This window comes from Novosphingobium sp. BL-S-34 (assembly GCF_056857015.1).
Map to the genome: position 1 here is coordinate 920,447 of NZ_CM166472.1, position 26,303 is coordinate 946,749.

Genomic DNA, 26,303 nt, shown 5'->3' on the forward strand with positions numbered 1-26,303 from the left:
GACCAAGCCAAATCCCGGCCGTCAAAAACCGGAAAATTCGTTCCGGATCGAACAGGTTGACGCGAGAGATGAGAAGCCAATTGCCGCCTTGCCAGCCGACGCCCGAGAGGGCGGTGGCGGTGTGGGCGCAATTCTTCGCGTGTCCGAACTCGCCACGCGCACTTCCGCTCGCAGACACGCCCGCCCGTCTCCTGGCAATCCGCCGGAAGACAGCGGGCACCATCGCGGCCTCTGCCGCGACAGACAAGAAAACAGTCGCACTCGGGGCGCTGGATTGCCCCGTTTCCAACTTTACCTCCGCCCGTTTCGAGGCTGGCCTTGCCGCATCCGGCAGGCCCGACCTTCTCGCGGCGGGCACCATCGAACAGACACGCGCCGCCCTGGCTGATCCGGCCGGGGCAGAGCGCGTACGGAGAATATACAATGGCAACGCGCATGCTCATCGATGCGCGCCACCCGGAAGAAACGCGGGTGGCGGTACTCAAGGGAAATCGCATTGAAGAGTTCGATTTCGAATCGGCCGACAAGAAGCAGATAAAGGGCAACATCTACCTGGCGAAGGTCACCCGCGTGGAACCTTCGCTCCAGGCGGCGTTCGTCGACTTCGGCGGCAATCGCCACGGCTTCCTTGCCTTCAGCGAAATCCACCCCGACTACTACCAGATCCCCAAGGAGGACCGCGAGGCCCTGCTGGCGGAAGAAGCCGCGCATGCCGAGGAAGAAGCCGCCCTGCGCGCTTCGGAAGGCGATGACGAGGACGAAGAAGGCGGCGAAGGCTACGAAGGCGAAGACTTCCAGGACGGCGGCCTGACCGAAGTCGACACGTCCGAAAAGGACCATGTCGCCACGATCGAGGACGGCAACGTCGAGAACGGCTTCGAGACTTCGGACGAAGACGCTTCGGAAGAAGAATCCTCGGGTCGTGGACGCCGCGGACGCGGTCGCCGCCAGGGTGGCCGTAACGGTGGCCGCTCGAAGGAAGCCGACGAACTGCGCGCCAAGCGCATGGCGCTGCGCCGCCGCTACAAGATCCAGGACGTGATCCACCGCCGCCAGGTGCTGTTGGTGCAGGTCGTCAAGGAAGAACGCGGCAACAAGGGCGCCGCCCTCACCACCTACCTCAGCCTGGCGGGCCGCTACTGCGTGCTCATGCCGAATTCCAGCCACGGCGGCGGCATCAGCCGCAAGATCAGCTCGGCGTCGGACCGCAAGCGCCTGAAGTCGATCATCGCCGAAATGGACCTGCCGCGTTCGATGGGCTGCATCGTGCGCACCGCCGGCCTCCAGCGCACCAAGACCGAGATCAAGCGCGATTTCGACTACCTCGCCCGCCTCTGGGACGAACTGCGCGAGATGACGATGCGTTCGGCCGCTCCGGCGCTGATCCATTCGGACAGCGACCTGATCAAGCGCGCCATCCGCGACATCTACAATCGCGACATCGAGGAAGTGATCGTCGAGGGCGAGGAAGGCTACCGCGCGGCGAAGGACTTCATGAAGCTCCTGATGCCCAGCCACGGCCGCAAGGTTAAGCCTTACGCCGATCCGGTGCCGCTGTTCCAGCGCTTCGGCGCCGAAGACCAGCTGACCGCGATGTACGACCCCGTCGTGCAGCTGCGTTCGGGCGGCTACATCGTCATCAACCCGACCGAGGCGCTCGTCTCGATCGACATCAACTCGGGCCGCGCCACCAAGGAGCACGGCATCGAGCAGACGGCGGTCGCCACCAACCTCGAAGCCGCGCAGGAAATCGCCCGCCAGCTTCGCCTGCGCGACATGGCCGGCCTCGTCGTGATCGACTTCATCGACATGGAGTACGGCTCGAACGTCCGCAAGGTCGAGAAGGCCGTCAAGGAAGCGCTCAAGAACGATCGCGCCCGCATCCAGGTCGGCCGCATTTCCAGCTTCGGCCTGATGGAAATGAGCCGCCAGCGCCTGCGCACCGGCGTCCTGGAAGCGACCACCCGCTCCTGCCCGCACTGCGACGGCACCGGCCTCGTCCGCACCGCCAGTTCGGCGGGCCTCTCGGCGCTGCGTCTCATCGAAGACGAAGCCGCCAAGGGCAAGGGCGTCGTGGTTTCGCTCTTCGCATCGACCGAAGCGGCGATCTACCTGCTCAACGCCAAGCGCACCGACCTGGCCGACATCGAGGATCGTTACGGCGTCAACGTCGAAGTGATCCCCGAGGGCGAGAACGAAGGCGCGAAGATGCGCGTCGTCTCTTCCGGCCCGCGCAACGACTTCGTGCCGCGCTTCGAACCGATCGCCGAAGACGTCGAGGATGACTTCATCGACGAAGAGGACGAGTTCGAAGAAGAAGCCCGCGAGGAATCGCGCGGCCGCGGTGAAGGCCGTGACGAGGACGGCGAAGGCGGTTCGCGCCGCAAGCGCCGCAAGCGCCGCCGTGGCCGCAACCGCGACCAGCGTGACGACCAGGGCGCCGAGGGCGAGTTCGAAGCCGAAGGCGAAGAGTCCGGTGACGAAGCAGGCGAAACCGAAGGCGATGCCGAGGCTGGCGAAGAAGACTTCGCGCCCGCCGGTGAAGGCGACGATTCGGATGCCCCCCGCAAGCGTCGCCGCCGTGGCGGTCGTCGCCGTCGCGGTCGTCGCAACGGTGAGAACGGCGAAAACGGTGAAAACGGCGAGCACGCTGGCGACGAAGCCGGCGAATATGCCGCCGACGACGCTGGCACCGAAGCCGAGGAACCGGTGGAAGTGGTTGCCGAAGTCGTGGTCGCCGCGGAGCCGGTCGTCGCGGTGGAGGAAGCTCCTGCCAAGCCGAAGCGCACCCGTCGCAAGAAGGCGGATGCCGTGGAAGCCGTAGCGGAAGCCCCCGTCGAAGCGCCGGCGGCCGAAGAAGCCCCTGCCAAGCCGAAGCGCACCCGTCGCAAGAAGGCGGATGTCGTGGAAGCACCGGTCGAAGCCGTGACGGAAGCGCCGGTCGAAGCTCCGGTGGCAGAGGAAGCTCCTGCCAAGCCGAAGCGCACCCGCCGCAAGAAGGCGGATGCCGTGGACGCCGTAGCGGAGGCACCTGCACCCGTGGAAGCACCGGCGGCCGAAGAGGCTCCGGCCAAGCCGAAGCGTACGCGCCGCAAGAAGGTGGAAACCGTCGAAGCGGCAGCCGAACCTGCTGCCGAGACGCCCGCCGTCGAAGCCGCCAAGGTGGAAGAGCCTGCAGCCGCAGCGCCCGCTGATGGCGACAGCGCGAACGACTCGGCCGAAGACCCGTCCTCGCCGCGTCGCGGCTGGTGGCAGCGTACTTTCGGCAACTGAGGATATGTGAAGGGCGGCCTGCGCGGCCCTTCACACACTCCAGGACAAAGGGCCTCGCACGGGATCGTGCGGGGCCTTTTTCTTTGGCACGCAGCCGCCTCACACAGCGCAAGTGCGCTCGGTGGTGGGATCGATGATAGTGGTGACTTCGGTGATGCGATTGGCCGGAAAGCCCGAAAGCTCGGCATGCTTGCGGATCAGATCCTCGTTCTCCGCCAGATAGATGCAGAAGGTCTTGTCGCCCGCCACGTAGGAATGCTCCCACTGGATGCCTGCTATCCTGGCCAGAGCGGCATTCGAGGTGCGCGTGGCTCCGCCCAGCTCCGCGTCGCTCATCGCGCCTACCCCCGGCAGGTCGCGTTCGATCACATAGCGCTTCATCATGCTCGCTCTCCTGAAAACAGGGCGAGCGCCCGATTGGCAATCCGATCTGTGCCTTCGTCCGGAATGCCCTCGCACGCCGCCGCCACCGACCGACCATAGCCCCGAACGCCGGGCCATTCCACGATCGACGCCTTCCGAATCGACCGGATTCGTTCGCCTGCCGCAATCCCGCGGGACCGATTTGCAACACCATGAGGCCACGAAACCGCTCTCAGCCGCACTCTGGCCCTTGCCCCGCGCGGCTGAATCGCTAAGGGGACATTCAGTCGCGGTTCGTGCCGCAGTGCAAGATCACGGGGATTTCTTCATGGCGAGCTTCACCCTCCCGGCCAACAGCAAGATCAAGAAGCAGGGCAAGGTTCACAAGGCCGAGGGCGCCGCGCGCGTCAAGAAGTTCACCGTCTATCGCTACGACCCGGATTCGGGCGAGAACCCGCGCTACGACACCTTCGAGATCGACCTCGACAATTGCGGTCCGATGGTCCTCGACGCGATCATCAAGATCAAGAACGAGCTGGATTCGACGCTGACCTTCCGCCGCTCCTGCCGCGAAGGCATCTGCGGTTCCTGCGCGATGAACATGAACGGCTCGAACGGTCTCGCTTGCACCACGGCGATCGAAGACCTCAAGGGCGACATTCGCATCACGCCGCTGCCGCACATGGAAGTGATCAAGGACCTCGTCCCCGATTTCACGCACTTCTACGCGCAGTACGCCTCGATCCGTCCCTGGCTGCAGACCGTTTCGACCACGCCTTCGGGCAAGGAACGCCTCCAGAGCCCGGAACAGCGCGAGAAGCTGGACGGCCTCTACGAGTGCATCCTGTGCGCCTGCTGCTCGACCTCGTGCCCCAGCTACTGGTGGAATTCCGACAAGTTCCTGGGCCCGGCGATCCTGCTCCAGGCCTACCGCTGGCTGGCCGACAGCCGCGACGAAATGACCGGTGAGCGCCTGGACGAGCTGGAAGATCCCTTCCGCCTCTATCGCTGCCACACCATCATGAACTGCGCCAACGTCTGCCCCAAGGGCCTCTCGCCGGCACGCGCCATCGCAGAGATCAAGAAAATGCAGGCAGAGCGCCAGGTCTGATCCGCAGGATCGGATCGCGGACCCTTCGTCGTGCAGCCTGACGCGGAATTCATCCACGAACCGGCCCCGGGTCATCCGGGCTGGTTCACCTGGACGCTCGACGACGATACCCGCTTCAACGCGGTCGGGCTGGGACCGATGATCATCAGGCGGGAAGGCGAGCGCAGTGCCCGCGTCCGCCTGCTCGATCTGGAACGCCGCCACAGCAACATGCACGGCAATGTCCACGGCGGTGTCACTCTCGCCTTCGTGGACGTGGCCATGTTCGCGACAATGTTCAGCGTGCTCGGCGCCCAGGTGTCCGGCTCGGTGACGCTGGACCTGCACAACCAGTTCATAGGCGCGGGGCAAATCGGCGAACCGCTGGACGTATTGTGCGAAGTGATGCGCGAAACGGGCCGTCTCGTGTTCCTTCGCGGCTCCGTCGAGCAGGGAGACCGTCTCGTGTCCAGCTTCCTCGGCACTCTTCGCAAGCCGAGCGTGCGATGACCGCGATGCTCGAACGCTACGAGGCCTTGGTGGCCACCGGCGAACTGCGATCCGACCCGGAGCAGGCCGCCGCGGCCGAGCGGCTCAACCAGCTCCAGCGCGAGATCTACAAGGCGCGGACTTCGACCGGCCTCTTCGGCAAATTGCTGGGCAAGAAAGCCCCCTCCCCCCGCGGTCTCTACATGTGGGGCGGTGTCGGGCGCGGCAAGTCGATGCTGATGGACCTGTTCCATCAGACGCTCGACATCGAGGAAAAGCGCCGGATCCATTTTCACGCCTTCATGCTGGAAGTCCACGCGCTGCTGCGCGAGGAACGCCGCAAGGAAAGCGGCGATCCCATTCCGCCCGTCGCCGCCACGATCGCGCGCAACGTGCGCGTTCTCGCCTTCGACGAGATGGTGGTGAACAATTCCGCCGATGCCATGATCATGAGCCGGCTCTTCACGCATCTGATCCTCGATGAAGGCGTGACCATCGTCACCACATCGAACCGTGCGCCGAAGGATCTCTACAAGAACGGCCTGAATCGCGAGCATTTCCTGCCCTTCATCGACCTGATCGAGAAGGAACTGGACGTGCTGACGCTGAACGGGCCGACGGATTACCGGCTCCATCGCCTGGGCGGCATGGCCACCTGGCACTACCCGCTGGGCGAGGAAGCCACCGAGCAGGCCCGCGAGGCCTTCTACCGCCTTACCGACTATCCGCCCGAGGACAGCGACCATGTCCCTTCAGCGGACCTCGACGTCGGCGGCGGGCGCATGCTTCACGTCCCCAAGAGCCTCAAGGGCGTGGGCGTGTTCAGTTTCAAGCGGCTCTGCGGCGAAGCCCGTGGGGCGGCCGACTACCTGGCGATTTCCCGCGCCTATCACACCGTCATTCTCGTGGGGATTCCCAGGATGGGTCCCGACCGCCGTAACGAGGCGGCGCGTTTCGTGACGCTGATCGACGCGCTCTACGAGAACAAGGTAAAGCTCATCGCCGCGGCCGATGCCTCGCCGGAAGACCTCTATCAGGCCGGCGATGGACGCTTCGAATTCGAGCGCACGGTAAGCCGTCTCAACGAGATGCAGAGCGCCGGCTATCTCGCCATGGGTCACGGCGAAGACTGAAATCGTTAACGATTTGCGAATCGGTCGTTAACGCGAAGCCCCCGGGAGGCTTTCGCGAGCGGAGATACTTGTCCGAATAACGACGCTGGCAAGGCCTTGTTAGGGCCAATAAAAACGCCTCGTTCCTAATTGGAAGAGGCGTGAGCCGCGTAATTAACTTTCTCAACCGACCCAAGACAGCGTTAAATGGCTGATATCCAGGGTTTTCTGGTGAGTGCGGCGTTTCGATGAGATAATCAACGAAACGCCGCCGCCTAAATGGCGATTAACGGCCGAGGCCGCCCCAGTACCAGCTGTACATAACATTACCCCATGTGATCCGCCGCTATTTTGCGGCTGAGGACATGGATAACAATGGGTTAAGAAGTCATCAAGACTTTTTTAACCAGTTCTTCGAGTCTCTCTTCCCACGATCTGCGTCAGGAGATCCCGGAATGGGACTGGGCGGCTGACATAGTAGCCCTGAATGGCGTCACACTGCATGGCGCGCAGGATCTCCAGAGCCGCCTGCGTCTCGACGCCTTCGGCCACAACTGTGCGATCCTGCGAATGGGCCATTTCGATGATCGACTGGACGAGCAGGAGGTCTTCCTTGTTGCCTTCCATCGCCTGGACGAAGACCTTGTCGATCTTGACCTCGGTGGCGGGAAGATAGCGCAAGTAGTCGATCGTCGCGTTGCCCGTCCCGAAATCGTCGATCGACAGCCGGATGCCCGACTGCACCAGCTTCTGCAGCATCTGGAAGGTCCGCGAACTGCGATCGAGTCGGTCGGTCTCGGTGATCTCGAGAATCAGCTGGTCTGCGGGCAGACCGTAGGTATCGAGGATCTCGGCAATCATCACCGGCAGGCCGGGGTTGCGCAGAAGCTGCGCGGAAATGTTCACCGACACCGTCATGTCGAGGCCCTGGCGGCGCAGTTCCACGGCAGAGCGAACGGCATCGTCGATCACGAAGCGCGTAATGCGCTCGATCCGGTGAAATTCTTCCGCGATGCGGATGAACTTGTCCGGGCTGATCGGACCGCGCTCCGGATGCGTCCAGCGTACGAGAGCTTCAGCGCCTGTAACCCGATTGCTCGCGACATCGAGCTTGGGCTGATAGGCCACCCAGACCTCGCCATTGTCAATGGCACGGTCGAGCTGGGTCAGCAGCGAGATTTCCCACTGCGCCTCGTGCTTGCGGCTGTCGAACTTGTAGACGAGTTCGTCGTTGCGCACTGCCTCCTCGGCCGACTGCATGGCGCTGGCGACGCGGCTGGATACCGGCCGGTCGAACTCCGAATCGATCCCGCAGTTGAAAGAAAGGTCGATGTCCAGACCGCCGACCTGGATGCCATTCTGGACGATCCGGTGCAGTCCTTCGAGGTTCTCGAACAAGTCGAACGTGCTGCGGATGGTCGAGAGCCACATGAACATGCCGCCTTCGTGGTAGACCACCACTTCGCTGTCGCTGATCCGGATGCGGCGGACGATCTCGTTGGCGACTTGCGCCTCGACATGTTCGGCGAAGCTGCCGATGATCGCGCCATAGTTCCGGATCTGAAGCGCGACCAGGATTCGGCTCGAAACCGCCTCGTACTTGCGCAGAACCTGGACGCTGGGCAGGCCGGACCCCGAATTGGTTTCTCCTGCTACTTCGACGCGGTCGAGGTTTCGCATGCGGAATACCGCTACGGCAGCCATGGCAATGGCAGGCACGATGTCGACCTGGATACGAAAATGATCGAGCGCCAGAGGGGCAGCGATCAACACGGCGACCAGACCGGAAAAGCGATAGACATCCAGAACACGCCCGCGCCCGACGCCCGATACGACAACAACCAGCACCAGCATGAAAGGCGGCAGCCAACCAAGCTCGGTCGGAACGCCCTGCTTCAAGGTCTCCGCTGCAATGGCGTGGATGTAAGCGCCCGGCGCGTAGCCTTGGGTCGGCAGGGGATGGATGTCGTGATAGATGTCAGCGCTAGGTGCGATGATGACATCCTTGCCGCTGACGATCCTGGGATCGATCCGGCCCCTGAGAACATCGACGTAGCTTGCTGTCGGAATGGTCTTGTGATCGATGGAATAGTCCGGTCGGAATATCCGGTCAGTCGGACCGGAAACCCCTGCGATGGTTGCCGCCAGGGTAGGAAGCACACCAATCGGGCTGTTCGAGGCGAACGGCAGGCTGATACTGAGATTGAACGGGTGATGCAGCGCCATGAGTGACACGACGTCGACGTTGGCACGAAACGCAGCCGCCGGGATTGTACCGGCGTAATTTCCGGCCCCTCCATCCGTACTCGGCATTCCTCCGAGGAATATCTTTCCCCGATGGGCTTTCAACGTGTTGATGAACTCTTCGTTGCCCTTGTCTTCGCTGAAGTAGCCCATCGAACGATCGAAGAATACGCGCCTTGCCCCGGCCTTGAACAGCTGCTGCGTAACGGTAGCGTCGTCGCCTCGTGACAGTTCATAGACCCGAAGTTGCTGGAGCGTCTTGTCGTCCTGAAACACGAGTACGATCTGGCCATCGGAAGGACGGCTGCGAAGAAGCGTACGCCCGTTCACGAGCACGTCCTCCAGCGGCAGCGCGGCTCCGGTCACGCCCAGGATGACGCCCGTGAGTGCGGCCCAGAAGACGATCCGGAATCTGGCGCTCTTCCAGATCTTCGCGGCCCTTGCGCCGAGGTCAGACATGATGGCCTCGCAAATCATTCCCCTCTACGCCCTCACGCAGGACATGGCTTTCCTCGTCGGAAAGCGTCCGCAATTCAATCGTGTACTGATGCGCTGCTAACTTCATGCACACCCTGCGATGACGTTGTCGCTGCCGGGGTTAGAGCAAAGGTCCTAAGAAGAAGTTAGGTTAACTCGCCTTCACGATAAATTTCGCAGGCCGTTGTTAACCCGGCAATTCCCCGGCGAAAGGGGGAAAATTCAGGAGATCCCCAAATGGGTTAGGGAGCGGTCGAGCATGAGCAGTTGCCAGAGTAGGCGCGAGTGGTCGCTTCGTCCCGCAATATGGTCTTCCACCAGGGCGCCGAGGCGCGGGGCATCGAACCAACCGGTGCGGGCGAGTGCGGCGCTGGAGGCGATCTGCCGGGCCGACTGCGCCAGGGGGCCACGGAACCACTGGGCGATGGGCGTGACGAAGCCCTGCTTGGGCCGATAGAGGATCTGGTCCGGCAGAAAACGCCGCATGGTGCGCTTCATCAGCCACTTCCCCTGCCCGCCGCGCACCCGCATGTGTTCGGGAAGACTCGCGGCGAATTCGATCAGGCGATGGTCGAGCAGCGGCTCGCGCGCTTCCAGGCTGACCGCCATGCTTGCGCGGTCCACTTTCGTCAGGATGTCGCCCGGCAGCCAGTGCTTGAGATCCGCATACTGGGCGCGATCGAGGCCGGATCGCGCCGGCGCAGCGCGCATCAGGTCCTGAACGGACCGTTCCGCGCGGTAATCACCGCGAAGGCGGCGAAAATCGTCGGAATAGAGCCTGTCGCGCAGTTCCGGAGGGGTGAAACCGATGGACCGGGCATAGCCTTCGGCACTGTCCGCCGCGAGCGAGAGCAGGGTCGATTTGGCGCGCAGCGGACGCGGCGCCCAGTCGGCTTTCGGATAGAGCCCGCCCAGCGTGCCGAACAGCGGTCCGCGAATCGCCTGCGGGATGAACCCCCGGACGCGGTCCTCGTTGCGCTGGAACAGATGGCGGCGATAGCCCGCGAATGCCTCGTCCGCGCCGTCGCCGGACAAGGCGACTGTCACCGATTCGCGCGCCAGCTGGCAGACGCGCCAGGTCGGCAGGGCAGACGCATCGGCGAAAGGCTCGTCGAACATCGCGGCGAGGCCGTCGATCGCCTCGAAATCGTCGGGCGAGACCTGCCGGGCGCGATGGTCGGTGCCGAAACGGCGGGCGATTTCCGCGGCATAGTCGCTCTCGTCGAGCGCAGCGATGTCGAAACCGATCGAACATGTCTTGACCGGCTGCCCGCTGTTCTCCGCCATGAGCGCGACCACGCTGGAGCTGTCCACGCCGCCCGACAGGAAGGCGCCGAGCGGCACGTCCGCGACCATGCGCGACGACACCGCCTCGCGCAGGAGGTGCAGCAGTTCCGCCTCCAGATCGGCGACTCGGCCCCGGCGGCGCTCGGCAAAGGAAATGTCCCACCATTGCACCGGGCGCGGCAGCGGCGCGCCATGGCGCAGCAGCAGTGAATGCCCCGCGGGCAGCTTGGTCACACCCTTCAGGATCGCGCGGCTATCGGGAACATAACCCCAGGCAAGATAGTCCTCGACCGCGAGCGGATCGATCTCGCGGCGCAGCAGCGGATGCGCGAGCAAGGCTTTCAGTTCGGACCCGAAGGCCAGGCTGCCGTCGCTGAGCGGTGCCAGGAACAGCGGCTTCACGCCCAGCCGGTCGCGCGCGAGGAAGAGGCTGCGCGCTTCCAGGTCATATATCGCGAAGGCGAACATGCCGTGGAGGCGCGAAACGCAGTCCGGTCCCCAGCGCTGCCAGGCGGCGAGGATGACCTCGCTGTCGCCATCGGTACGGAATTCGGCGCCGGTCTCACGCAGTTCGCGGCGCAGTTCGCGGTAGTTGTAGATCTCGCCATTGAACACCAGCATCGCCCGCCCGTCCGGCGATGCCATGGGCTGCGGGGAGCCGGCGACGTCGATGATCGAGAGGCGGCGGTGGCCCAGCGCGACGCCGGGCGCGGTCCAGACCCCGCTCCCGTCCGGCCCGCGATGCGCCAGCGCGTCGCACATGGCTTCCACGCGCAGCGGGTCTACCGGCTTGGGCGTCTCGAGATGGTAGATACCGGCGATGCCACACATATGCGAAGGGCCTAGCGGAGCTTGGTCACGCGGTCCATCCACGCATCCGGGGGGCCGGACGCCGTCAGGAAACGGGCAATGGAATCGGCCGCAGCAGCGCCCGGGCTGTCCTCGGACGAGAGAATCAGCGTCGTGGTGGGACGGGCGCGCAGCAGGAGGTTGTCACCGATGACCGCCAGCTTGAGGTGGGCATTGCTCCCCGTGAGCATGTCGCCGGTACGATACCAGGTGACGGCCAGCCGCTCGATCCTGCCATTGCCTAGGAAGCGTTCACTGCGGCCTTGCGCGAAGGCCGGCCCCGGCGACTGCCACGACCAGGCGCTGCCCGGCGTCAGCGCGCCCTGCCCGAAGCCGCCCGCCTCGCGGCCTTCGCCTTGTCCGGCATAGAGCGCCAGGAAGACATCGACGCTGTGCCCCTGTCCGTCGGTATAGCGGCCCAGCAGGCGGTGATCGGCGCCCTCGGCGCGCGGCTCCCACCAGATTGCCGGGGCATAGTCGGCCCGGCTCCAGCCGGCGACTTGCGGAAGCTCGATCCGGTCCGGCAGGGGCGCGGAGAGGCTCTCGGCGCCCAGCGCCCAGCCCTTGGCGGCCACGACCAGCAACGCGATGCCGGCAAGCGTCACAACGGCAGAAGCCCTGCCCGCTTCCAGCCGCGACAGGAGAGGCGAGCGCACGATCGCGGGGACATCGATCATCGGCGCGTCGAGCGGACGATCGAAGAAGCGCCAGGCACCCGCGATGACGACCGCCAGCACCACGGCGAAGAAGATCCAGCCGTAGACGATGTGGTCGAATCCGGCCGCCTTCTCGACGCCCACGAACTGCGCGGCGAAGATCGTCCCCCAGGCGCGCACGCCGTTGGCCAGGATCGGCACCACGAGGCACGCGAGCATCATAGCCGCCCGGCGGCGCCAACTGATGAAGCAGACATTGGCGGCCAGCAGGCCGAAGGCGATCATCGCGATCAGGAACTTCACGCCCGAGCAGGCTTCCGCCACCTCGAACAGCCCGGCCGGCGTGTCGATGAAGACGCCGTCGACCGTGGCGGGAATGCCGCTGAAATGCGTGAGCGCCACGGTGATCTTCGCCGTGATCGTCTGAAGCACTTCGACCAGTTCCTCGCCCACCGGCACCAGGAACGCCATGTAGCAGAGCGGGAACAGCACGCCCGCCGTCACCCGCGGACCGAGCAGCAAGGGGACGGCAGAGCCGAGCATCGCCACCGCCCCGGCCTGCCGCGCAAGGTCGAGACCGGAGAGCGCGCCGAGCAGCCAGAGGAAGGCAGCTCCCGCCATGAGGATAAGGCCGGGCCACCAGCAGAGCGGTTCGAGCTTCGCCAGTTCCGCCCGGCGCTGCCAGACCAGCCAGCCCAGAATCGGCGGGATCAGGACGATGTGGTTGTAAGTGGAGATATCCCACCACTGCCGCGCCATCGCCGCCCAGTCTCCGCCGAACAGGAGGAGCAGCGCCAGCATGGCGGCGCCGCAGCGAACGAGCGCCGGGCGCCAACGCGCCGGAACGTCCTGCCAGCGCCCCTGCAGGGAAGAATTCACGGCCAGGGTCTCAGGCGGCATCGATCAGGTTTTCCGTCTGCAGGCCGATCATGCGCGGCAGGCTGGCAAGCGCCGCCTGCCAGCTTGCATGAGCGAGGATCCATTCGCGTGCGGCCAGTCCCATGGCGCGAGCGCTTTGGGGGTCTTCGGCCAGGAGGACGACGGCATTCGCCAGCGCCTCGTCGCTTTCGGCCACGAAGAAATGGCGGCCATGTTCGGCTTCGATACCCGTGGCCGCGCCGGGCGAGAGCACCACGGGCAGTTCCATGGCCATCGCCTCCAGCACCTTGTTCTGCACCCCGCGCGCGATCTCCAGAGGCACGAGAGCCATGTCCGCGGCGGCAAGCCAAGGGCGAATATCCTCGACCCGGCCCCATACGTGAACGCCATCTCGTCCATGACGGGACAGCAGCGAAGGCGGCGGGTTCCGGCCGACGACGTGCAGGCTGGCCCTCGGCAGGCGGGCGCGAATCCGCGGCAGGATGCGCGTGATCGCCCGCTCCACCGCCGCGATGTTCGGCGCGTAGTCCATCTGCCCGGTAAACACGATGCGCGGCCCCGCAGCGCCCTCCTTCACGGCCAGGCGCGGCTCCGGCAGGGTCCGGGCGGGATCGAAAAGTACGCTGTCGATGCCGTTGCCCACGGCCTCGACCCGGCAGGTCGAGCGGCCGGGCATGGCCTCGTCCAGCCGCGCGGCGAAGAGCGCCGCCTCGGCCTTGCTCACCAGCAGGGTGCGGTCTGCACGCCAGGCGATCCGCGCTTCCTCGGCGCGCAGGAGGCGCCCTTCCCGGCGCTCCATCCAGCTGCGAAAACCGCTTCCCCTGGCGCCGTAAGCCTCGAACTTCGCCGAATCGACGTCGACCAGATCGACGATCAGCCGACCACGAAAATCCTCAGGGACATATTGCGCCATCTGGCCGGAAAAGACGAAGATCGTCTCGATCGGGCGGCTGCGCAGCACTTTGTTCACCCAACCCGCCATGCGCCGGTCGTGGAATGCCGTGAGGCTGAGCGGCTGCCCTTTCGCCAGCGCCTGCAACCCGGCGATCGGCAGGGATTTCCCGCGATCGAGCAGGATATGGCTGGCCGCCAGTGCGGCCATCTCCTGTTCGCAGGCATGATCGGCGGCATCGTCCGCGAAGCAGCCGAGGTGGACCGCTGCCAGCCGCGCCAGAGCTTTGAACAGATTGTGCGAGCGGATCTTGTCCCCCCGGTCAGGCGGGAAAGGAATGCGGTGGGCCAGGAAAAGGATCTCGCCCATCAGCCGATGCCGCGCGCGATCAGCGGTCCGAGCCGATTGGCCACGGCCAGAGGCAGGCGCTGCCACAGCCTGATCTGGAGCGAGAGCTTGCTGCTGGTGGGATCGGCTTCGCGCCGCGCCGCGCCCGGCGCGGTCCAGGCGGCATACGTCAGCGGCTCCGGCTCGAAGCCCCAGTTGCGCTTGAAGTGATAGGCCCCGCTGCCGGTCTTGGAGCGACCGAAGTCGAACACCGTGCAGCCTCGCCGGCGCGCATGGAGCATCAGTTCGAAATACATCCGGTCATTGGCGCGAAGCCGGCGCGCTTCCTGAGTGCCCCCGCCCCAATAGGGCATGGCCGCGCCGCGGTGGTAAAGGGTGATGACGCTGGCCACCGCCCGGCCCTGGTGGCGCACGGTCAGCACGTCGGCATCCTCGCCGAACGCATCGAGCACGCTGCCGAGGAGCCTTTGCGGAAACACCGGCGTACCGAGATTGCGGTAGCTTTCCGCAAAGACGGCGTAATGGGCAGCGCGGTCTCGCTCGCTCGTACCGACCTCCACGTCAAGATCGTTCGCCAGCGCCTTGCGCACTTCGGCGCGCTGCTTGCGCGGCACGTCCAGAAGCTGCGCCTCGTCATCGGCCGCGAGCGGGCGGGCGAAATTGCAGTGGCTCTCGGTCTTGAGCGTCCAGCCCCGCCCCGCCTCGGGCAATACGCCGCCGCGCAGTTCGATGGCCGGGCAGGACCGGCGCAGCGCGAGTTCCTCCAGCGCCGCGAAGATCGCTCCGCCATCCGCACCCTCGCGCGTCAGCAGACCGCCGCCCACCGCGAAGCCGGACGAGGCCAGCAGCCGGCCGAACACCGGCGAATGAATGGCGTCGAGCGGCAGGAAAGCCACGATTTCGCCCTGTCTCTCTTCGACCAGCGCCAGGGCGTGATTGCCCGTCGCCCGGGCCACGGAGACGAACCAGGCCGGGCGGTGGAACGGCGTCGCCTGCGGGTGGCGGGCGGTGAACAGCTCCAGCCGCGCGACTTCGCCGGGATCGGCGAGATCGACCAGCCTCACCGCGCCCGTGACGGGAGCGAACGGCGCGTTCATGCAGCCAGCGCCCCGGCCGGCGCCAGGGTTCCACCCGGCCCCATGACCAGCGTGGGCGCGCGTTCCGCTTCGCGCACAGCGAGTTCGTCCATACGCCCCCACGGGAAGTCGCCGATCAACTGCCGCAGCTTTCCAGCCATCAGGCCGAGATTGGTGTAGTGCCGCAGACGCGAGCGCAGCGGCGCATTGGGCACGCGCGGCTGGTCGGGGTCGATCTCCCAGGGGTGGAAGTAGAACACCGCCGGTCGCCCTTCGGCATTGACCTGGCGGATCGCCCAACGGGAGAACCCGTAAGGCAGCACGCGGAAGAACCCGCCGCCGCCCGCGGCCAGACGGCGGCCGGCGAATGTCGCGGTGGTCACCGGGATCTCCACCAGGGGACTGTCGGCAAGCGGATGGAAGGCGAAACGCGGCGCTTCGCGCCAGCCATAGTGGTCGTGCGCGATCGGCGCGACGCTGGAGCTATAGGCATAGCCCTGCTCGGCCAGCACGTCGAAGGCCCAGGGCGTACGCGCATCGATGGAGAAGCTGGGCGCGCGGTAGCCGCTCACTTTGACCCCGGCAGCATCCTCGATGGCCTTGCGGCTCATGTCGAGGTCGCGTCCGAAAGTGGCGGCGTCCATGCGGAACACCCGCTCGTGATCCCAGCCGTGGCTGGCCATTTCGTGCCCCGCTTCGGCAATGCGGCGCAGCAGCCGTGGATGGCGCACCGCCACCCAGCCGAGCGTGAAGAACGTGCCCTTCACCCCGGCCGCATCGAACAGCGCCAGAATCTCGTCGCAATTGCGCTCGACCCGGGTGCGAATGGCGGGCCAGTCGCTGCGGTCGATCACGGTTTCGAAAGCGCCGACCTGGAACCAGTCCTCGACATCGACCGATAGCCCGTTGACGGGGCCGCTGGAGGCTCTGGCTTCATCCATGGCGTCTATCCTTACGGAACCGGCTCGAAATTCAGGCTGCCTGCCGCTGGCCTTCGCCGCCTTCGAACCACTCGATCAGCATGGTGAGCGTGTGGCGAAGGGTGCGCTCCTGCTCTTCCAGGCGGGCTTCCAGACGCGCGCTATGCGCCGCGGCCTGGGCCAGCTGCTCCTGAAGCGCGGCGATCTGGGCTTCGCCGCCGGAAGCGGGTGCCTCCTTCTGGCGTTCCACATTGGCCGCGAGTTCCAGCACCGCATGCTGAAGCTCGTCGATCTGCGAATCGCGACCCGCCAGTGCCGATTCGATCAGCGCGATGGCTGCCGCCGCATCCAGCGCGTCGGGGTGAAGCACCGACGCGGGTGCCGGCTGGCTTGCGGCCGCCACCGGTCCGTCCGCCTCGGCGACAGGCGCCTGCTGGCTGACCAGCGCGCGGGTGCCGTCCTCGTCCAGTTCGGCCAGGACATCCGCCAGCATCTCGAGATCGACCAATGCGCGCTGCTCGACCGCGCCCAGCAGCAGCAGGCGGTTGACGATCTGGTTGATCCGGCGCGGAATGCCGCCGGTGGCCTCGTGCACTTCGGCGAAGACGCGGTTGTCAAAGCCCGGATTGCCCTTCCAGCCGACGCAGTTCAGGCGGTGCTCGACGTAAGCCTGCACTTCGCGCGGCTCCATCGCCGTAAGATGATGAGTCGCGATCACCCGCTGGCGCAGCTGTTCGAGCTGGTTGCTCTCCAGCAGGGTCGTGCGGAACTCGGGCTGGCCCAGCAGCAGGGTCTGGAGCAGCGGATGCGAGCCGAGCTGGAAGTTCGAGAGCATGCGCAGCTCCTCGATCGCATCGACCGAGAGGTTCTGTGCCTCGTCCACGATCAGCAGGCAGCGGCGGCCCGCGCGGGCTTCCGAATGGAGGAATGTCTCGATCGCGCCGAGCGCCGAGGCCTTGTCATGCCCGGACACCTGCAGCCCGAAGGCCTGCGCCACGACATGGACGATCTCTTCCCCGTCCAGCGCGCTGGTGACGACGCAGGCGGCCGTCAGGCGCGCCGGGTCGATCGTGGCCATGAGGTGCGAGACGAGCGTGGACTTGCCCGCGCCCACTTCGCCCGTGATCACCACGAAGCCCTCGCCCTGCGCCAGGCCGTAGCCGAGGTAGGAGAGCGCCTTGCGGTGCGTCGCGCTCTCGAAATAGAAGGCCGGATCGGGCGTGAGCTGGAAAGGCCGGCCCTCGAACCCGTAGAATTGTTCGAACATCCCTGCTCTCCTTCGCAATCAGAAGCTGTAGCGCACGCCGGCAAGGGCGGACGCGGTCCAGTAGTCGTCATATAGCGGATCGTTCCGGGTTACCCCGTCGATCCCGAGGGCCATCGTCGCGCGGAGGCGGCGGGCCAGCATGCGGTAATAGCCGAGCGTGGCGCCGTAGCCCTCGACATTGCCGGTCAGGGCATCGGTGCTGGTCAGCCAGTTGGCGTAGACATTGGCCGACCAGCCTGCATCGCGGCCGAGCTGGCCGCTGACATAGGCCGCGATCCACCAGTTCTCGTCGATCACGCCGTCCGCGGCGGCCAGGACGGTGTTCCGTCCGGCGATGAAGTCGCGGCGGTCGTAGCCAGCGCCGATCCCGGCATTGAGACGCCCGATCTCGCGCGAATAGCTCGCGGCGATGCCGCGGCCCCGGTAGACCGCCGAACGCACCGAACCCAGCGCGCCGGAAACGCAGTTGTTACCATCGAGCGAAATGACGCAGCCGCGCAGCTCGCCCGTCACCGGATCGCGCACGGCCACGAAATCGTCGGGCAGTTGATCGAGCGCGCGGCCAAGCTGTCCGCCGAAACCGCTGACACTGTCGTATACGCCCACGCTCAACTGGCTGCGGTCGTCCGGCGCGTAGGCCAGGGTGCCGCCGAAGCTGGTGGAGCCGTAGCGGCGGCCGATATGGGCCGAAAGCGAGGTGCGGCGGCTGGGGCGCCACATCACGGCCACGTCCCAGAGCAGTCCGCTGACATCGTAGGCCAGTTCGCGCGGGGCGCTCTTGTCCGTCACATAGCGTCCGTCGCGGCCGACCACGGGATTGCCGTCAGCATCGCGCACCGCGTCGCGGCTGGAGACTTCCACATCCTCGTAGCCGAGCGCGCCCACCACCTGCACGGTGCGGCTGACGGGAACGGTCACCAATGCCCGCGCCTGCATGTCGCGCACGCGCTGGTCGAGGTTGGAGACGTCCTCCTGATAGATGCTGCCCGCCACGCCCAGGCCGACCGGCGCGACGACATACGGCGCGACCCCGGCCTCGACATCGGCCACTTGCGTCACGCTCTTGTCGAACAGATCGCCCGCCGCGCCGCCGGGTACGGCGACATAGGCATCGGGCTGCTCCACTTTGGTGAAACCGGCGCGGTAGTTTGCGGAGAAGTCCACATCGCCGGCGCGCGTCTTGAAGGACGGGCCGCCGTAGACCGAATAGATGTTCGTCCGCGTCCCGTCGTTGGTGAGGCCGGCGGAAAGCGCCGATCCGCCATTCTGGACGCGCGCCTGGGTGGCGAGTGCGCCCGCTTCCAGCGTCAACCCGGGGGTGATGGTGGTATAGCCGCGCACGATGCCGCTGATGGCGTCGCCGTCCTGTGCCTTCCGGCCCCAGCCGATGTAGCGCTCGTAGCGCACCGAGGCCGAGGCGGCATTGTTTCGCCCGGAGATGCCCAGGTCCACGCCCGCCGCCAGCTGGGTATATGTGAGCACGTCATTGCCCGGCGAGAGCTGCGCGTCGACGATCTGGTCGATCTCGATATAAGGCGTCACTTCCAGCCGGCGCGTGCCCTTGCCGCGTTCGCCGCGGCCTGGCTTGCCGCCGCCGGACGGGCTGTCGGCTGGCGAAGCTGCCTCGTCGGAGCCGGCGCCGACCTGGTCGTAGCCCATGGTCTGCGCCTGCACGGGCAGCGCGGCCACGGCGGTCAAGGCGGCCAGCCCCAGCGAGGTCCAGGAAGCCGACTTCATCCCTTGTATCCGTAATAGGAGCCGAAGCGGCGACCGCTCGGGCTGAACTGCGCGTCATTGAGCAGGAGCTGGACGTTGGGGCAGGCGCCCAGCAGCGAGATGGCATCCTCCAGCGCGCCCTGCCCGGTGCGGTCGGCGCGCACGATCACCACCGTCTGGCCGACGTACTTGGCGAGTTCCGCGGCGGGCGACGCTGCCAGCGCGGGCGGCGAATCGAAGATCACCATGCGGCGCGGCGCGTTCTCGGTCAGCCGCTCCAGCACCTCGGCCGTGCGCGAGGAGGCGAGGTATTCGCTGTCGTTGATCGTCGCATCGCCCGCCGGCATGATCCAGAGCCCCGGAATATCGGTGCCGAGCACGCAGGCGGCGGGATCGATGGTCTCGTCCATCAGCGCATCCATCAGCCCGGGACCGCCCGGCAGGCCGAGTGCGGAGAGGATCGAGGGCTTGGCGAAGTCGGCATCGACCAGCAGGACTTCGCTCTCCTTCTCGGCCGCGATCGACAGGGCGAGGTTGAGCGCGCAGTAAGTCTTGCCTTCGCCGGGATGGGGCGAACTGATCAGGATGCGCTGCGAGGCGGCGCCCGCGCCCTGGCGGCGCAAGTCGGCGGCCTGGACCAGAAGCTGGCGCTTCACGATGCGAAACTCTTCGAGCAGCGCGGTGACGGTGCCTTCGGGCACGATCAGGCCTTGCTCGCGCAAGTGCTCGCGGTCGATCGGATGATGGTCGTCGCTGAAGGCGATCGGCGCGGCAAAGGGCGGCTCAGCCAAGGGCGGCGCGGCCAGGGGCGGCGCGGGTTCTTGTTCGGCAGCCAAGGGCGCGGCGAATGGCGGCGGCACAGAGGCAGGCGCGCCAGAGGCGGTCGGGGCGGCAGGCACGGCGGCAGGCGGGGCGGCCGGAGCCGGCGCCTTGCGCGCCGGTTCGACCGGCAGCGGGCCGGGACGCGCGATGATCGCGTTGAAATCGAAGCGACCGGCGGCGCGCTCGATCAGCGATTCGCCGGGGCCGCGGGTGCGCCCGGTCGGCGCCTGCTTTTGAGGCTGGTTTTCGGCTTCGTGCGCCGCGTCGTCATGCCCGGAAAGCGGGATCTTGCTGTGTTCCGTCATCGCCGTTCCTCAGGCCACCATGCCGCGCTGGATGAACTCGACCGCGAGCAGCACCACGCAGAGCGCGCAAAGCGCCGCGCCCGCACCAAAGAAATACTTGAGCCGGCGGCGGCGAAGCTGGCGCACATGGTCCGTGACGTTCTGCGAGATCGCACCGAGCACCGGCAGGCCGATGGCCCGCTCCAGCCCGGCCGTGGTCGCGAAGACCGACCGGACCTTGCCGAGGGCGAAGGCACCGGCACAGCCGCCGACGATCCCGGCCATGAGCACGCCCACGAGCAGGAGCGGACGATTCGGCGCGACGGGCTTGCGCGGCGTCGTCGGCGGGTCGACCACCTGGAACTTCACGGCCTCGCGCTCGGTCTTCACTTCGCCGCGCAGGCGCAGTTCCTCGCGGTCCTGCAGGAGCTTGTCGTACTGCTGGCGAAGCACGTCATAGTCGCGGTTGATGCGCTGAGCCTCGGTGGCGAGTTCGGGGTCCTGGATCGCGGATGCCGTGAGCGAGGCCACGTCGGACTGCAGGGCCGCCTTGCGCGAGGTCAGCGCCTGGACATTGGCGAGACGCTCGGCACGGATCGACTGGAGCGAACTGTAGGCCGGGTTGGGTGTGCCGCCGCCATTGGCCGCTTCCTGCGCAGCCGGGCCGCGCAATGCGGCAACCTGGTTGCGCGCCACGATCACGTCGGGATGGTTGTCGGTCAGACCCCGCGCGCGCATGGCCGAAAGCTCGGCCTGGGCGGCGGCAAGCGCACCCGCGGCCCCGCCAGCGCCGCCGCCGGCGACGGTGCGCGGCGTTCCGGCGAGCTGGCCGTCGATGGCCGCCAGCGAACTCTGCGCGGCGGAGAGGTCCGCCTCAAGATCACGCAACTGAGTGCGCGAGCTTTCCAGCCGCTGCGCCACGGCGGCGCCGCCCAGCACCATTTCGGGATGCTCGGCCTCGAAAGCGGTGCGACGCTGCTCGGCGCTTTCCAGTTCCTTCTCGCGGCTGCGAAGCTGCTGGTTCACGAATTCCAGCGTCTCGACCATGTCGCCACGGTCGCCCGAAAGGTTTTCCTCGCGGAAGATGTCGATCAGCTTCTGCGCCACTTCGCGGGCCAGTTGCGCATTCTCGGCATCCGAGAACGAGGCGTAGTTGGCGGTCGCGGTGATTTCGAACAGGTTGTCCTGTTGCGCCACGACCGAGACGTTCTTGCCCAGGCCCAGGACGGCGGATTCCATCTGCTTGGGCGACTGGATCGTGTCGCCAAGCCGCGTGCCGCGCACGACCTTCTCCAGGTTCACGGCGCTCGTCAGCGTCTGGCGGATACGCTCGATATCGCGCTTCTTGTCGGCCACGCCGATGCCGACCTGTTCGGCCAGGGCATCGTCGAGCTGGATGAAAATGCGCGCGCGCGATTCGTAGGTGTTCGGGATCAGCGCCACGACCAGCCAGCCCAACAGGCAGATCGCCCAGGCAGCCGCCAGCGCGATCCAGCGCCGGTGCCAGACGCTATGCAGGGCTGCGAGCAGTTCTTCGTAGAGGCCGTTCATTGCGCCAATCCGTTCCCGTCAGGTCCGATCCTCAGAACATGCTTTCCGGGATGATGATCACGTCGCCCGGCTTCAGCATGACGTTGGCCTTGCTCTTGCCCTTCTTCAGCAAGTCGCTCAGCCGCAGCGCATATTCGGTCTGCTTGCCGCTCGCCTTGTCGAAGCGGATCAGCCGCGCACGGTTGCCGGCGGCATATTCCGAGAGACCGCCCACCGCGATCATCGCATCGAGCACGGTCATGTTGGCGCGATAGGGGATCGAAGCCGGCTTCTCGGTCGCGCCCACGACGCGGATCTGCTGGCTGTACGTGCCGGAAAAGCCGTCGACGATCACCGACACCAGCGGGTCCTGGATATATTGCGAAAGCTGGAGGCGGATGTCCTCGGCCAACATGGCAGGGGTCTTGCCGACGGCGGGCATGTCGGAGATCAGCGGCGTGGTGATCCGCCCGTCGGGCCGCACCTGCACTTTGGCGCCAAGCTCGGGATTGCGCCAGACGAACACGGTAAGCTGGTCCAGCGGACCGATCACGTATTCCTCGCTCGGCCCTTCCTGCATCGCCACGAACTGAGCGGGCGGAAGCTCAGGCTTCGGCGCGGCATTGGCACAGCCCGAAAGCAACATGCCGGCAAGCGACATCCCGGCGAGCGCAGGGCCGGCCAGAAGTCCGATGGGGCGACGATGCGGCATAGGCTAATCCCTCAAGGCGCCCGCTTCTCCGCAAGTACGGGACTGGCGGACCGGGCAAATTTCCAGTCTCGCCTATCGCTTAAAAGGGTGAACATTGCGTTAGCCCTGACAGCGCGATTCCCATGCGGTCCCGCTATGGGACAACATGGCGCCAATCGCTAACGCCGGGTCAGACCAGCATTTCCAGCGCCGGACCCTGGCCGAGGAAGTTCGCCGGGCTGGCCGAAGCGCCGTAGGCCCCGGCGCAGAACACCGCGATCAGATCGCCCACATCGGCCCTTGGAAACCCGCCCTTGTCGGCCAGCTTGTCAAGCGGCGTGCACAGACAGCCGACGATCGAGGCCTCCTCCTCCACATCGGCGCCGAAGCGGGTGGCGATGGCGGAGGGGTAGTTGCGTCGAACCACCGTGCCGAAGTTGCCCGAGGCGGCAAGCTGGTGATGCAAGCCCCCGTCGGTAACGAGGAACACTTCGCCGTGGCTCTCCTTCCGGTCGATCACGCGCGCGATGTAAATGCCCGATTCGCCAACGAGATAGCGGCCGAGTTCGATGCAGAAAGCCGTTCCCTGCAAGACCTCGGGCAGCCGTTCGAAGCGCTCCGCCAGCCGCGCGCCCACCAGTGCCAGATCGACCGGCGTGTCGCCCGGGAAATAGGGAATGCCAAGGCCGCCGCCGAGATTGCAGCGGGGCGGCACCGCACCGCTCTGCAGCGCCAGCCGCGCGGCCAGGTCGAGCGTCTGGCCCTGCGTTTCGGCAATGGCCTCGGCATCGAGCGCCTGGCTTCCGGCGAAGATGTGGAAGCCCTGCCAGTCCGCGCCGCTGGCCAGGATCTCGCGCACGAGTTCCGGGACCCGCGCGGCATCCACGCCGAAGGGCTTGGCACCGCCGCCCATCTTCATCCCAGATCCCTTGAGGTCGAAATCCGGATTCACGCGAATGGCAAGGCGCGGCGTCAGGCACAGCGATTCGCCGATGCGAATGGCGCGCCGGGCCTCGGCTTCCGATTCGACATTGAGCGTCACGCCCGCGCGAATCGCCGCTTCCAACTCGCGGTCGCGCTTGCCGGGGCCGGCAAAGCTGACGGCGGCAAGGTCGATCCCCGCGCCCCGCACGATCTCGAGTTCCCCGCCCGAGGCGATGTCGAACCCGTCCACCAGTCCGTCCATCAAGGCCAGCAGCGGCGGGAACGGATTGGCCTTAACGGCATAGTGCAGTGCCAGGCGCTCGGGCATGGCCGCGCGCAGTTCAGCCACGCGGCGGCGCACGCGGTCCGCTTCGTAGAGGAACAGCGGCGTGTCGCCCGCTTGCGCCGCCCACTGCGTCACCGGCTTGCCGCCGACCGCCAGAACGCCGTCGATCGCCGCGAACCCGGCGGGGATCGGACCGAGCGCCTTCATGCCAGGATCTCCACGGCGAGCGCGGCGGCAAGGCCGGTACGGTCGATCTTGCCGTTCGGCCCGATCGGCAGCGCCGCGCGCCAGTGGATCACTTTGGGCTGCATGAAATTCGGCAGTTCCTGCATGAGTTTACGGGGCAATTCTTCCTCTGCGCCTGAAGCACCGGGCGCCGCGCGGACCACGAGATGAACCGCCTGCCCCAGCCGCGCATCCGCCAACCCCAGGGCCACCGCCTCGGCGACGAGCCCGGTCGCCAGCGCCGCCTCTTCCACTTCCTGCGGGCTGATGCGGTTGCCGGCGCTCTTGATCATGGCGTCGCGGCGGCCGACGAAATAGAGCAGGCCCTCCGCATCGCGCCTCACGCGGTCTCCCGACCATACCGCCATGCCGCCGTAGCGCGATCCGGCGGGTGCGGGCTTGTAGCGTTCCGCCGTGCGCTCCCGGTCCTGCCAGTAGCCCTGGGCGACCAGCGGGCCGCAATGGACCAGTTCCCCTTCCTCCCCGTCCGCGGCAATCCTGCCGGTTTCCGTCACGACCAGCACTTCGGCATGGGGAATCGCCTTGCCCATCGAGCTGGGATGCGTGTCGATCAGCGCGGGGTCGAGGTACGTGGAGCGGAAGGCTTCGGTCAGGCCATACATCGCGAAGAGCCGCGCCTGCGGGAACAGGGCGCGCATGCGGCGCACGAGATCGACCGTCAACGCGCCCCCGCTATTGGTGAGACGGCGCAGGTTCGCTGCCACGTCGGCAGGCCAGTCCAGCTCGCAAACCTGCACCCAGAGCGGCGGCACGGCGGCCAAGGTGGTGATGGCATGGCGGTCCACGGCCTTCACCACGTCGCGCGGCATGAGGTAGTCCAGCGGCACCACGCAGCCCCCGGCATACCAGGTTGAAAGCAGCTGGTTCTGCCCGTAATCGAAGGACAGCGGCAGCACGGCGAGAGTGCGATCGTCGGCCGCGAGGCCCAGGTATTCGGCCACGCTCTCTGCCCCCAGCCACATGTTGGCATGGCTGAGCATGACGCCTTTCGGGCGGCCGGTGGAGCCACTGGTATAGAGGATCGCGGCCAGCTCGTCGGGATCGGCCGCGGAGGGCGGCAGTTCTCCGCCCTGCTCCGCGGCTTCAGCCAGCGCAGCGCCTTCCTCGATGATGCGGCAGGCCGGCGGGACATCGCCCTCGCCCAGCGATGCCAGGCGCGAGGGCGTGCCGATCAGCACCAGCGCGCCGCTGTCAGCCAGGATATGGGCGACCTGCGCATGCTTGAGCAGCGGGTTCACCGGAACATGGACCAGATCGGCGCGGGCCGCGGCCAGCGGCAGCAGGCAGGTCAGTTCGCCCTTCGCCGCCCACGAGGCCACGCGCGCGCCCTTTTCCGGCACCACGCGCGCCAGCCAAGCCGCAAGGCGGGAGACACGCGTTCTTAATGCCTTGTAGTCCAGTACCTCCCCGCGCAGCACGAGCGCCTCGGCCGAATCCTTCCCGCGCAGGGCGAGATGGTCGAGCGGCAGGATCGGATTTTCGGTACTGCCGGTCATGACGGGGATAGGCTCCGCAGGGGTTCGAACGGGACGTGATAGAGGTCGATTATCACCGCGATCTTAAGCAAGTGCAATCGGATGGCCAGTTAGCTGCCTGGCTTTCCGAGAGCAACCAGCGCGCGCCGTTCGACCGGTTCGCCTGGTTCCAGGGACTGGCCGAGCATTGCAGTCTTGCTCCGCTGATCGCCGTTGCGCGCGAGGAGGACGACCTGGCGGTGCTGCCGCTGCAGGGCACCGGAGGCCACCTCCAGGCGCTGTCGAACTGGTACACGTTCCGCTATCGCCCCCTCGCCTCGCGCAGTGACGGGCTGCTCCAGGCGCTGGCGGCAGACCTTGCGGGCAAGGCGCGGCGCATCACGCTGAGCGGCTTACCTGACGAGGATCGCAGCGCCACGCGCCTCGAAACGGCATTTCGAAATGCCGGCTGGCGCGTCCGCCGCGAAGCCTGCGACACCAACCACGTCCTGCCGGTGGATGGCCGCAATTACGCGGAATACCTCGTTTCCCGTCCCGGCAAGCTGCGCACCACGCTCAAGCGCAAGTCCGGCAAAGTGGAAACCCGGGTGCTCGACCGCTTCGATGCGGACGTCTGGCGTGCCTACGAATCGATCTATGCCGAAAGCTGGAAGCCCCACGAAGGCAGTCCCGCCTTCCTGCGCGCATTTGCCGAGGCCGAAGGCCGGGCCGGGCGGCTGCGGCTTGGCCTGGCGCTGGCGGACGGCGAGCCCGTCGCCGCGCAGATGTGGACCGTCGAGCACGGCACCGCCTGGATTCACAAGCTGGCACACCGCGAGGCCGCGAAGCCGCTTTCGCCGGGTTCGGTGCTCAGCGCTGCGCTGTTCCGCCACGTCATCGACATGGACCGGGTGAATCTCGTGGATTTCGGCACCGGCGACGATCCCTACAAGCGCGACTGGATGGAAATTGTGCGGCCGCGATATCGGCTGGACATGTTCCGCCCCTGGTCGCCGCTGAACTGGCCGCATTTCGGCCGCGAATTCGCCCGCGGCATTCTGGGGGCAGGTGCACAGTACCTTGCCGCAACCGCGAAGCGCGGCTAGAGGCGCGGAGACTAAAGACAAT

At 66.5% G+C, this 26,303-nt stretch carries 19 protein-coding genes; 5 read left to right on the plus strand and 14 right to left on the minus strand.

Translation table 11 applies throughout. From position 1 onward, the window contains the following. Positions 1 to 423: 423 nt before the first annotated feature. Entirely contained in the window at positions 424 to 3,273 is a 2,850-nt protein-coding gene (locus tag AC1VV3_RS04300) for an Rne/Rng family ribonuclease (protein ID WP_431566899.1), read from the plus strand. 99 nt (positions 3,274 to 3,372) lie between these two features. Here AC1VV3_RS04300 and AC1VV3_RS04305 read toward each other — a convergent pair whose 3' ends face one another. After that, positions 3,373 to 3,657: a DUF4242 domain-containing protein gene (locus tag AC1VV3_RS04305; RefSeq protein WP_431566900.1), complete on the minus strand. Its 285-nt coding sequence runs from the start codon at positions 3,655 to 3,657 to the stop codon at positions 3,373 to 3,375. Between the two features lie 307 nt (positions 3,658 to 3,964). On the opposite strand from AC1VV3_RS04305, the gene AC1VV3_RS04310 reads away from it, so the two are divergent. From AC1VV3_RS04310 to zapE, 3 genes are read left to right on the plus strand one after another with little or no spacing between them, the layout of a single operon-like run. Further along, positions 3,965 to 4,747, plus strand: a complete 783-nt coding sequence (locus AC1VV3_RS04310; RefSeq protein WP_132263331.1) for a succinate dehydrogenase iron-sulfur subunit — start codon at positions 3,965 to 3,967, stop codon at positions 4,745 to 4,747. 30 nt (positions 4,748 to 4,777) lie between these two features. Continuing rightward, the gene (locus tag AC1VV3_RS04315; protein ID WP_134093116.1) at positions 4,778 to 5,236 is read left to right on the plus strand and encodes a PaaI family thioesterase; all 459 of its coding nucleotides are present in this window, start codon (positions 4,778 to 4,780) and stop codon (positions 5,234 to 5,236) included. Beyond that, a complete protein-coding gene (gene zapE / locus AC1VV3_RS04320) occupies positions 5,233 to 6,348 on the plus strand; it encodes a cell division protein ZapE (RefSeq protein ID WP_431566901.1) in 1,116 nt (371 codons plus the stop codon). Before AC1VV3_RS04315 ends, zapE begins: the two co-directional genes overlap by 4 nt. Positions 6,349 to 6,729: 381 nt before the next feature. Here the strand turns inward: zapE and AC1VV3_RS04325 are convergent, their stop codons facing one another. The 13 genes from AC1VV3_RS04325 to AC1VV3_RS04385 form a co-directional block, all read right to left on the minus strand. Beyond that, positions 6,730 to 9,030, minus strand: a complete 2,301-nt coding sequence (locus tag AC1VV3_RS04325) for an EAL domain-containing protein (protein WP_431566902.1) — start codon at positions 9,028 to 9,030, stop codon at positions 6,730 to 6,732. Positions 9,031 to 9,270: 240 nt separating this feature from the next. Beyond that, positions 9,271 to 11,166, minus strand: coding sequence for an XrtA/PEP-CTERM system amidotransferase (locus tag AC1VV3_RS04330; protein WP_482961966.1), 1,896 nt, complete (start codon positions 11,164 to 11,166; stop codon positions 9,271 to 9,273). A gap of 11 nt (positions 11,167 to 11,177) precedes the next feature. Continuing rightward, positions 11,178 to 12,740: an exosortase A gene (gene xrtA / locus AC1VV3_RS04335; protein WP_482961967.1), complete on the minus strand. Its 1,563-nt coding sequence runs from the start codon at positions 12,738 to 12,740 to the stop codon at positions 11,178 to 11,180. Then, complete coding sequence (locus AC1VV3_RS04340) at positions 12,730 to 13,980, minus strand: TIGR03087 family PEP-CTERM/XrtA system glycosyltransferase (protein WP_431566905.1); 1,251 nt, start codon at positions 13,978 to 13,980, stop codon at positions 12,730 to 12,732. The genes xrtA and AC1VV3_RS04340 overlap by 11 nt, the downstream gene beginning before the upstream one ends. Continuing rightward, entirely contained in the window at positions 13,980 to 15,056 is a 1,077-nt protein-coding gene (locus tag AC1VV3_RS04345; protein ID WP_482961968.1) for a FemAB family XrtA/PEP-CTERM system-associated protein, read from the minus strand. Before AC1VV3_RS04345 ends, AC1VV3_RS04340 begins: the two co-directional genes overlap by 1 nt. Beyond that, complete coding sequence (locus AC1VV3_RS04350) at positions 15,053 to 15,976, minus strand: XrtA system polysaccharide deacetylase (protein WP_431566907.1); 924 nt, start codon at positions 15,974 to 15,976, stop codon at positions 15,053 to 15,055. The genes AC1VV3_RS04345 and AC1VV3_RS04350 overlap by 4 nt, the downstream gene beginning before the upstream one ends. 31 nt (positions 15,977 to 16,007) lie before the next feature. Continuing rightward, positions 16,008 to 17,222: an XrtA/PEP-CTERM system-associated ATPase gene (locus tag AC1VV3_RS04355; RefSeq protein ID WP_431566908.1), complete on the minus strand. Its 1,215-nt coding sequence runs from the start codon at positions 17,220 to 17,222 to the stop codon at positions 16,008 to 16,010. Positions 17,223 to 17,240: 18 nt separating this feature from the next. Then, positions 17,241 to 18,959, minus strand: a complete 1,719-nt coding sequence (locus tag AC1VV3_RS04360; RefSeq protein WP_431566909.1) for a preprotein translocase subunit YajC — start codon at positions 18,957 to 18,959, stop codon at positions 17,241 to 17,243. Further along, positions 18,956 to 20,065 carry a P-loop NTPase family protein gene (locus AC1VV3_RS04365; RefSeq protein WP_431566910.1) on the minus strand — a complete coding sequence of 370 codons (1,110 nt, stop codon included), beginning with the start codon at positions 20,063 to 20,065 and terminating at the stop codon, positions 18,956 to 18,958. Before AC1VV3_RS04365 ends, AC1VV3_RS04360 begins: the two co-directional genes overlap by 4 nt. Positions 20,066 to 20,074: 9 nt before the next feature. Then, on the minus strand, positions 20,075 to 21,595 hold the full coding sequence (locus AC1VV3_RS04370) for an XrtA system polysaccharide chain length determinant (RefSeq protein WP_132263349.1): 1,521 nt from the start codon (positions 21,593 to 21,595) through the stop codon (positions 20,075 to 20,077). A gap of 31 nt (positions 21,596 to 21,626) precedes the next feature. Then, positions 21,627 to 22,286, minus strand: a complete 660-nt coding sequence (locus AC1VV3_RS04375) for an XrtA/PEP-CTERM system exopolysaccharide export protein (RefSeq protein ID WP_132263350.1) — start codon at positions 22,284 to 22,286, stop codon at positions 21,627 to 21,629. A gap of 169 nt (positions 22,287 to 22,455) precedes the next feature. Then, positions 22,456 to 23,682, minus strand: coding sequence for a pyridoxal-dependent decarboxylase, exosortase A system-associated (locus tag AC1VV3_RS04380; protein ID WP_431566911.1), 1,227 nt, complete (start codon positions 23,680 to 23,682; stop codon positions 22,456 to 22,458). Further along, the gene (locus tag AC1VV3_RS04385; protein WP_465128116.1) at positions 23,679 to 25,217 is read right to left on the minus strand and encodes an acyl-CoA ligase (AMP-forming), exosortase A system-associated; all 1,539 of its coding nucleotides are present in this window, start codon (positions 25,215 to 25,217) and stop codon (positions 23,679 to 23,681) included. The genes AC1VV3_RS04380 and AC1VV3_RS04385 overlap by 4 nt, the downstream gene beginning before the upstream one ends. A 35-nt stretch (positions 25,218 to 25,252) precedes the next feature. On the opposite strand from AC1VV3_RS04385, the gene AC1VV3_RS04390 reads away from it, so the two are divergent. Next, the gene (locus tag AC1VV3_RS04390) at positions 25,253 to 26,281 is read left to right on the plus strand and encodes a GNAT family N-acetyltransferase (RefSeq protein ID WP_431566913.1); all 1,029 of its coding nucleotides are present in this window, start codon (positions 25,253 to 25,255) and stop codon (positions 26,279 to 26,281) included. The last annotated feature ends 22 nt before the right edge of the window (positions 26,282 to 26,303 follow it).

Bases quoted from the DNA above. Each gene is read 5' to 3' on its own strand.
- AC1VV3_RS04300 (WP_431566899.1), top strand. From the start codon at position 424: ATGGCAACGCGCATGCTCATCGATGCGCGCCACCCGGAAGAAACGCGG.
- AC1VV3_RS04305 (WP_431566900.1), bottom strand. From the start codon at position 3,657: ATGATGAAGCGCTATGTGATCGAACGCGACCTGCCGGGGGTAGGCGCG.
- AC1VV3_RS04310 (WP_132263331.1), top strand. From the start codon at position 3,965: ATGGCGAGCTTCACCCTCCCGGCCAACAGCAAGATCAAGAAGCAGGGC.
- zapE (WP_431566901.1), top strand. From the start codon at position 5,233: ATGACCGCGATGCTCGAACGCTACGAGGCCTTGGTGGCCACCGGCGAA.
- AC1VV3_RS04325 (WP_431566902.1), bottom strand. From the start codon at position 9,030: ATGTCTGACCTCGGCGCAAGGGCCGCGAAGATCTGGAAGAGCGCCAGA.
- AC1VV3_RS04330 (WP_482961966.1), bottom strand. From the start codon at position 11,166: ATGTGTGGCATCGCCGGTATCTACCATCTCGAGACGCCCAAGCCGGTA.
- xrtA (WP_482961967.1), bottom strand. From the start codon at position 12,740: ATGCCGCCTGAGACCCTGGCCGTGAATTCTTCCCTGCAGGGGCGCTGG.
- AC1VV3_RS04340 (WP_431566905.1), bottom strand. From the start codon at position 13,980: ATGGGCGAGATCCTTTTCCTGGCCCACCGCATTCCTTTCCCGCCTGAC.
- AC1VV3_RS04345 (WP_482961968.1), bottom strand. From the start codon at position 15,056: ATGAACGCGCCGTTCGCTCCCGTCACGGGCGCGGTGAGGCTGGTCGAT.
- AC1VV3_RS04350 (WP_431566907.1), bottom strand. From the start codon at position 15,976: ATGGATGAAGCCAGAGCCTCCAGCGGCCCCGTCAACGGGCTATCGGTC.
- AC1VV3_RS04355 (WP_431566908.1), bottom strand. From the start codon at position 17,222: ATGTTCGAACAATTCTACGGGTTCGAGGGCCGGCCTTTCCAGCTCACG.
- AC1VV3_RS04360 (WP_431566909.1), bottom strand. From the start codon at position 18,959: ATGAAGTCGGCTTCCTGGACCTCGCTGGGGCTGGCCGCCTTGACCGCC.
- AC1VV3_RS04365 (WP_431566910.1), bottom strand. From the start codon at position 20,065: ATGACGGAACACAGCAAGATCCCGCTTTCCGGGCATGACGACGCGGCG.
- AC1VV3_RS04370 (WP_132263349.1), bottom strand. From the start codon at position 21,595: ATGAACGGCCTCTACGAAGAACTGCTCGCAGCCCTGCATAGCGTCTGG.
- AC1VV3_RS04375 (WP_132263350.1), bottom strand. From the start codon at position 22,286: ATGCCGCATCGTCGCCCCATCGGACTTCTGGCCGGCCCTGCGCTCGCC.
- AC1VV3_RS04380 (WP_431566911.1), bottom strand. From the start codon at position 23,682: ATGAAGGCGCTCGGTCCGATCCCCGCCGGGTTCGCGGCGATCGACGGC.
- AC1VV3_RS04385 (WP_465128116.1), bottom strand. From the start codon at position 25,217: ATGACCGGCAGTACCGAAAATCCGATCCTGCCGCTCGACCATCTCGCC.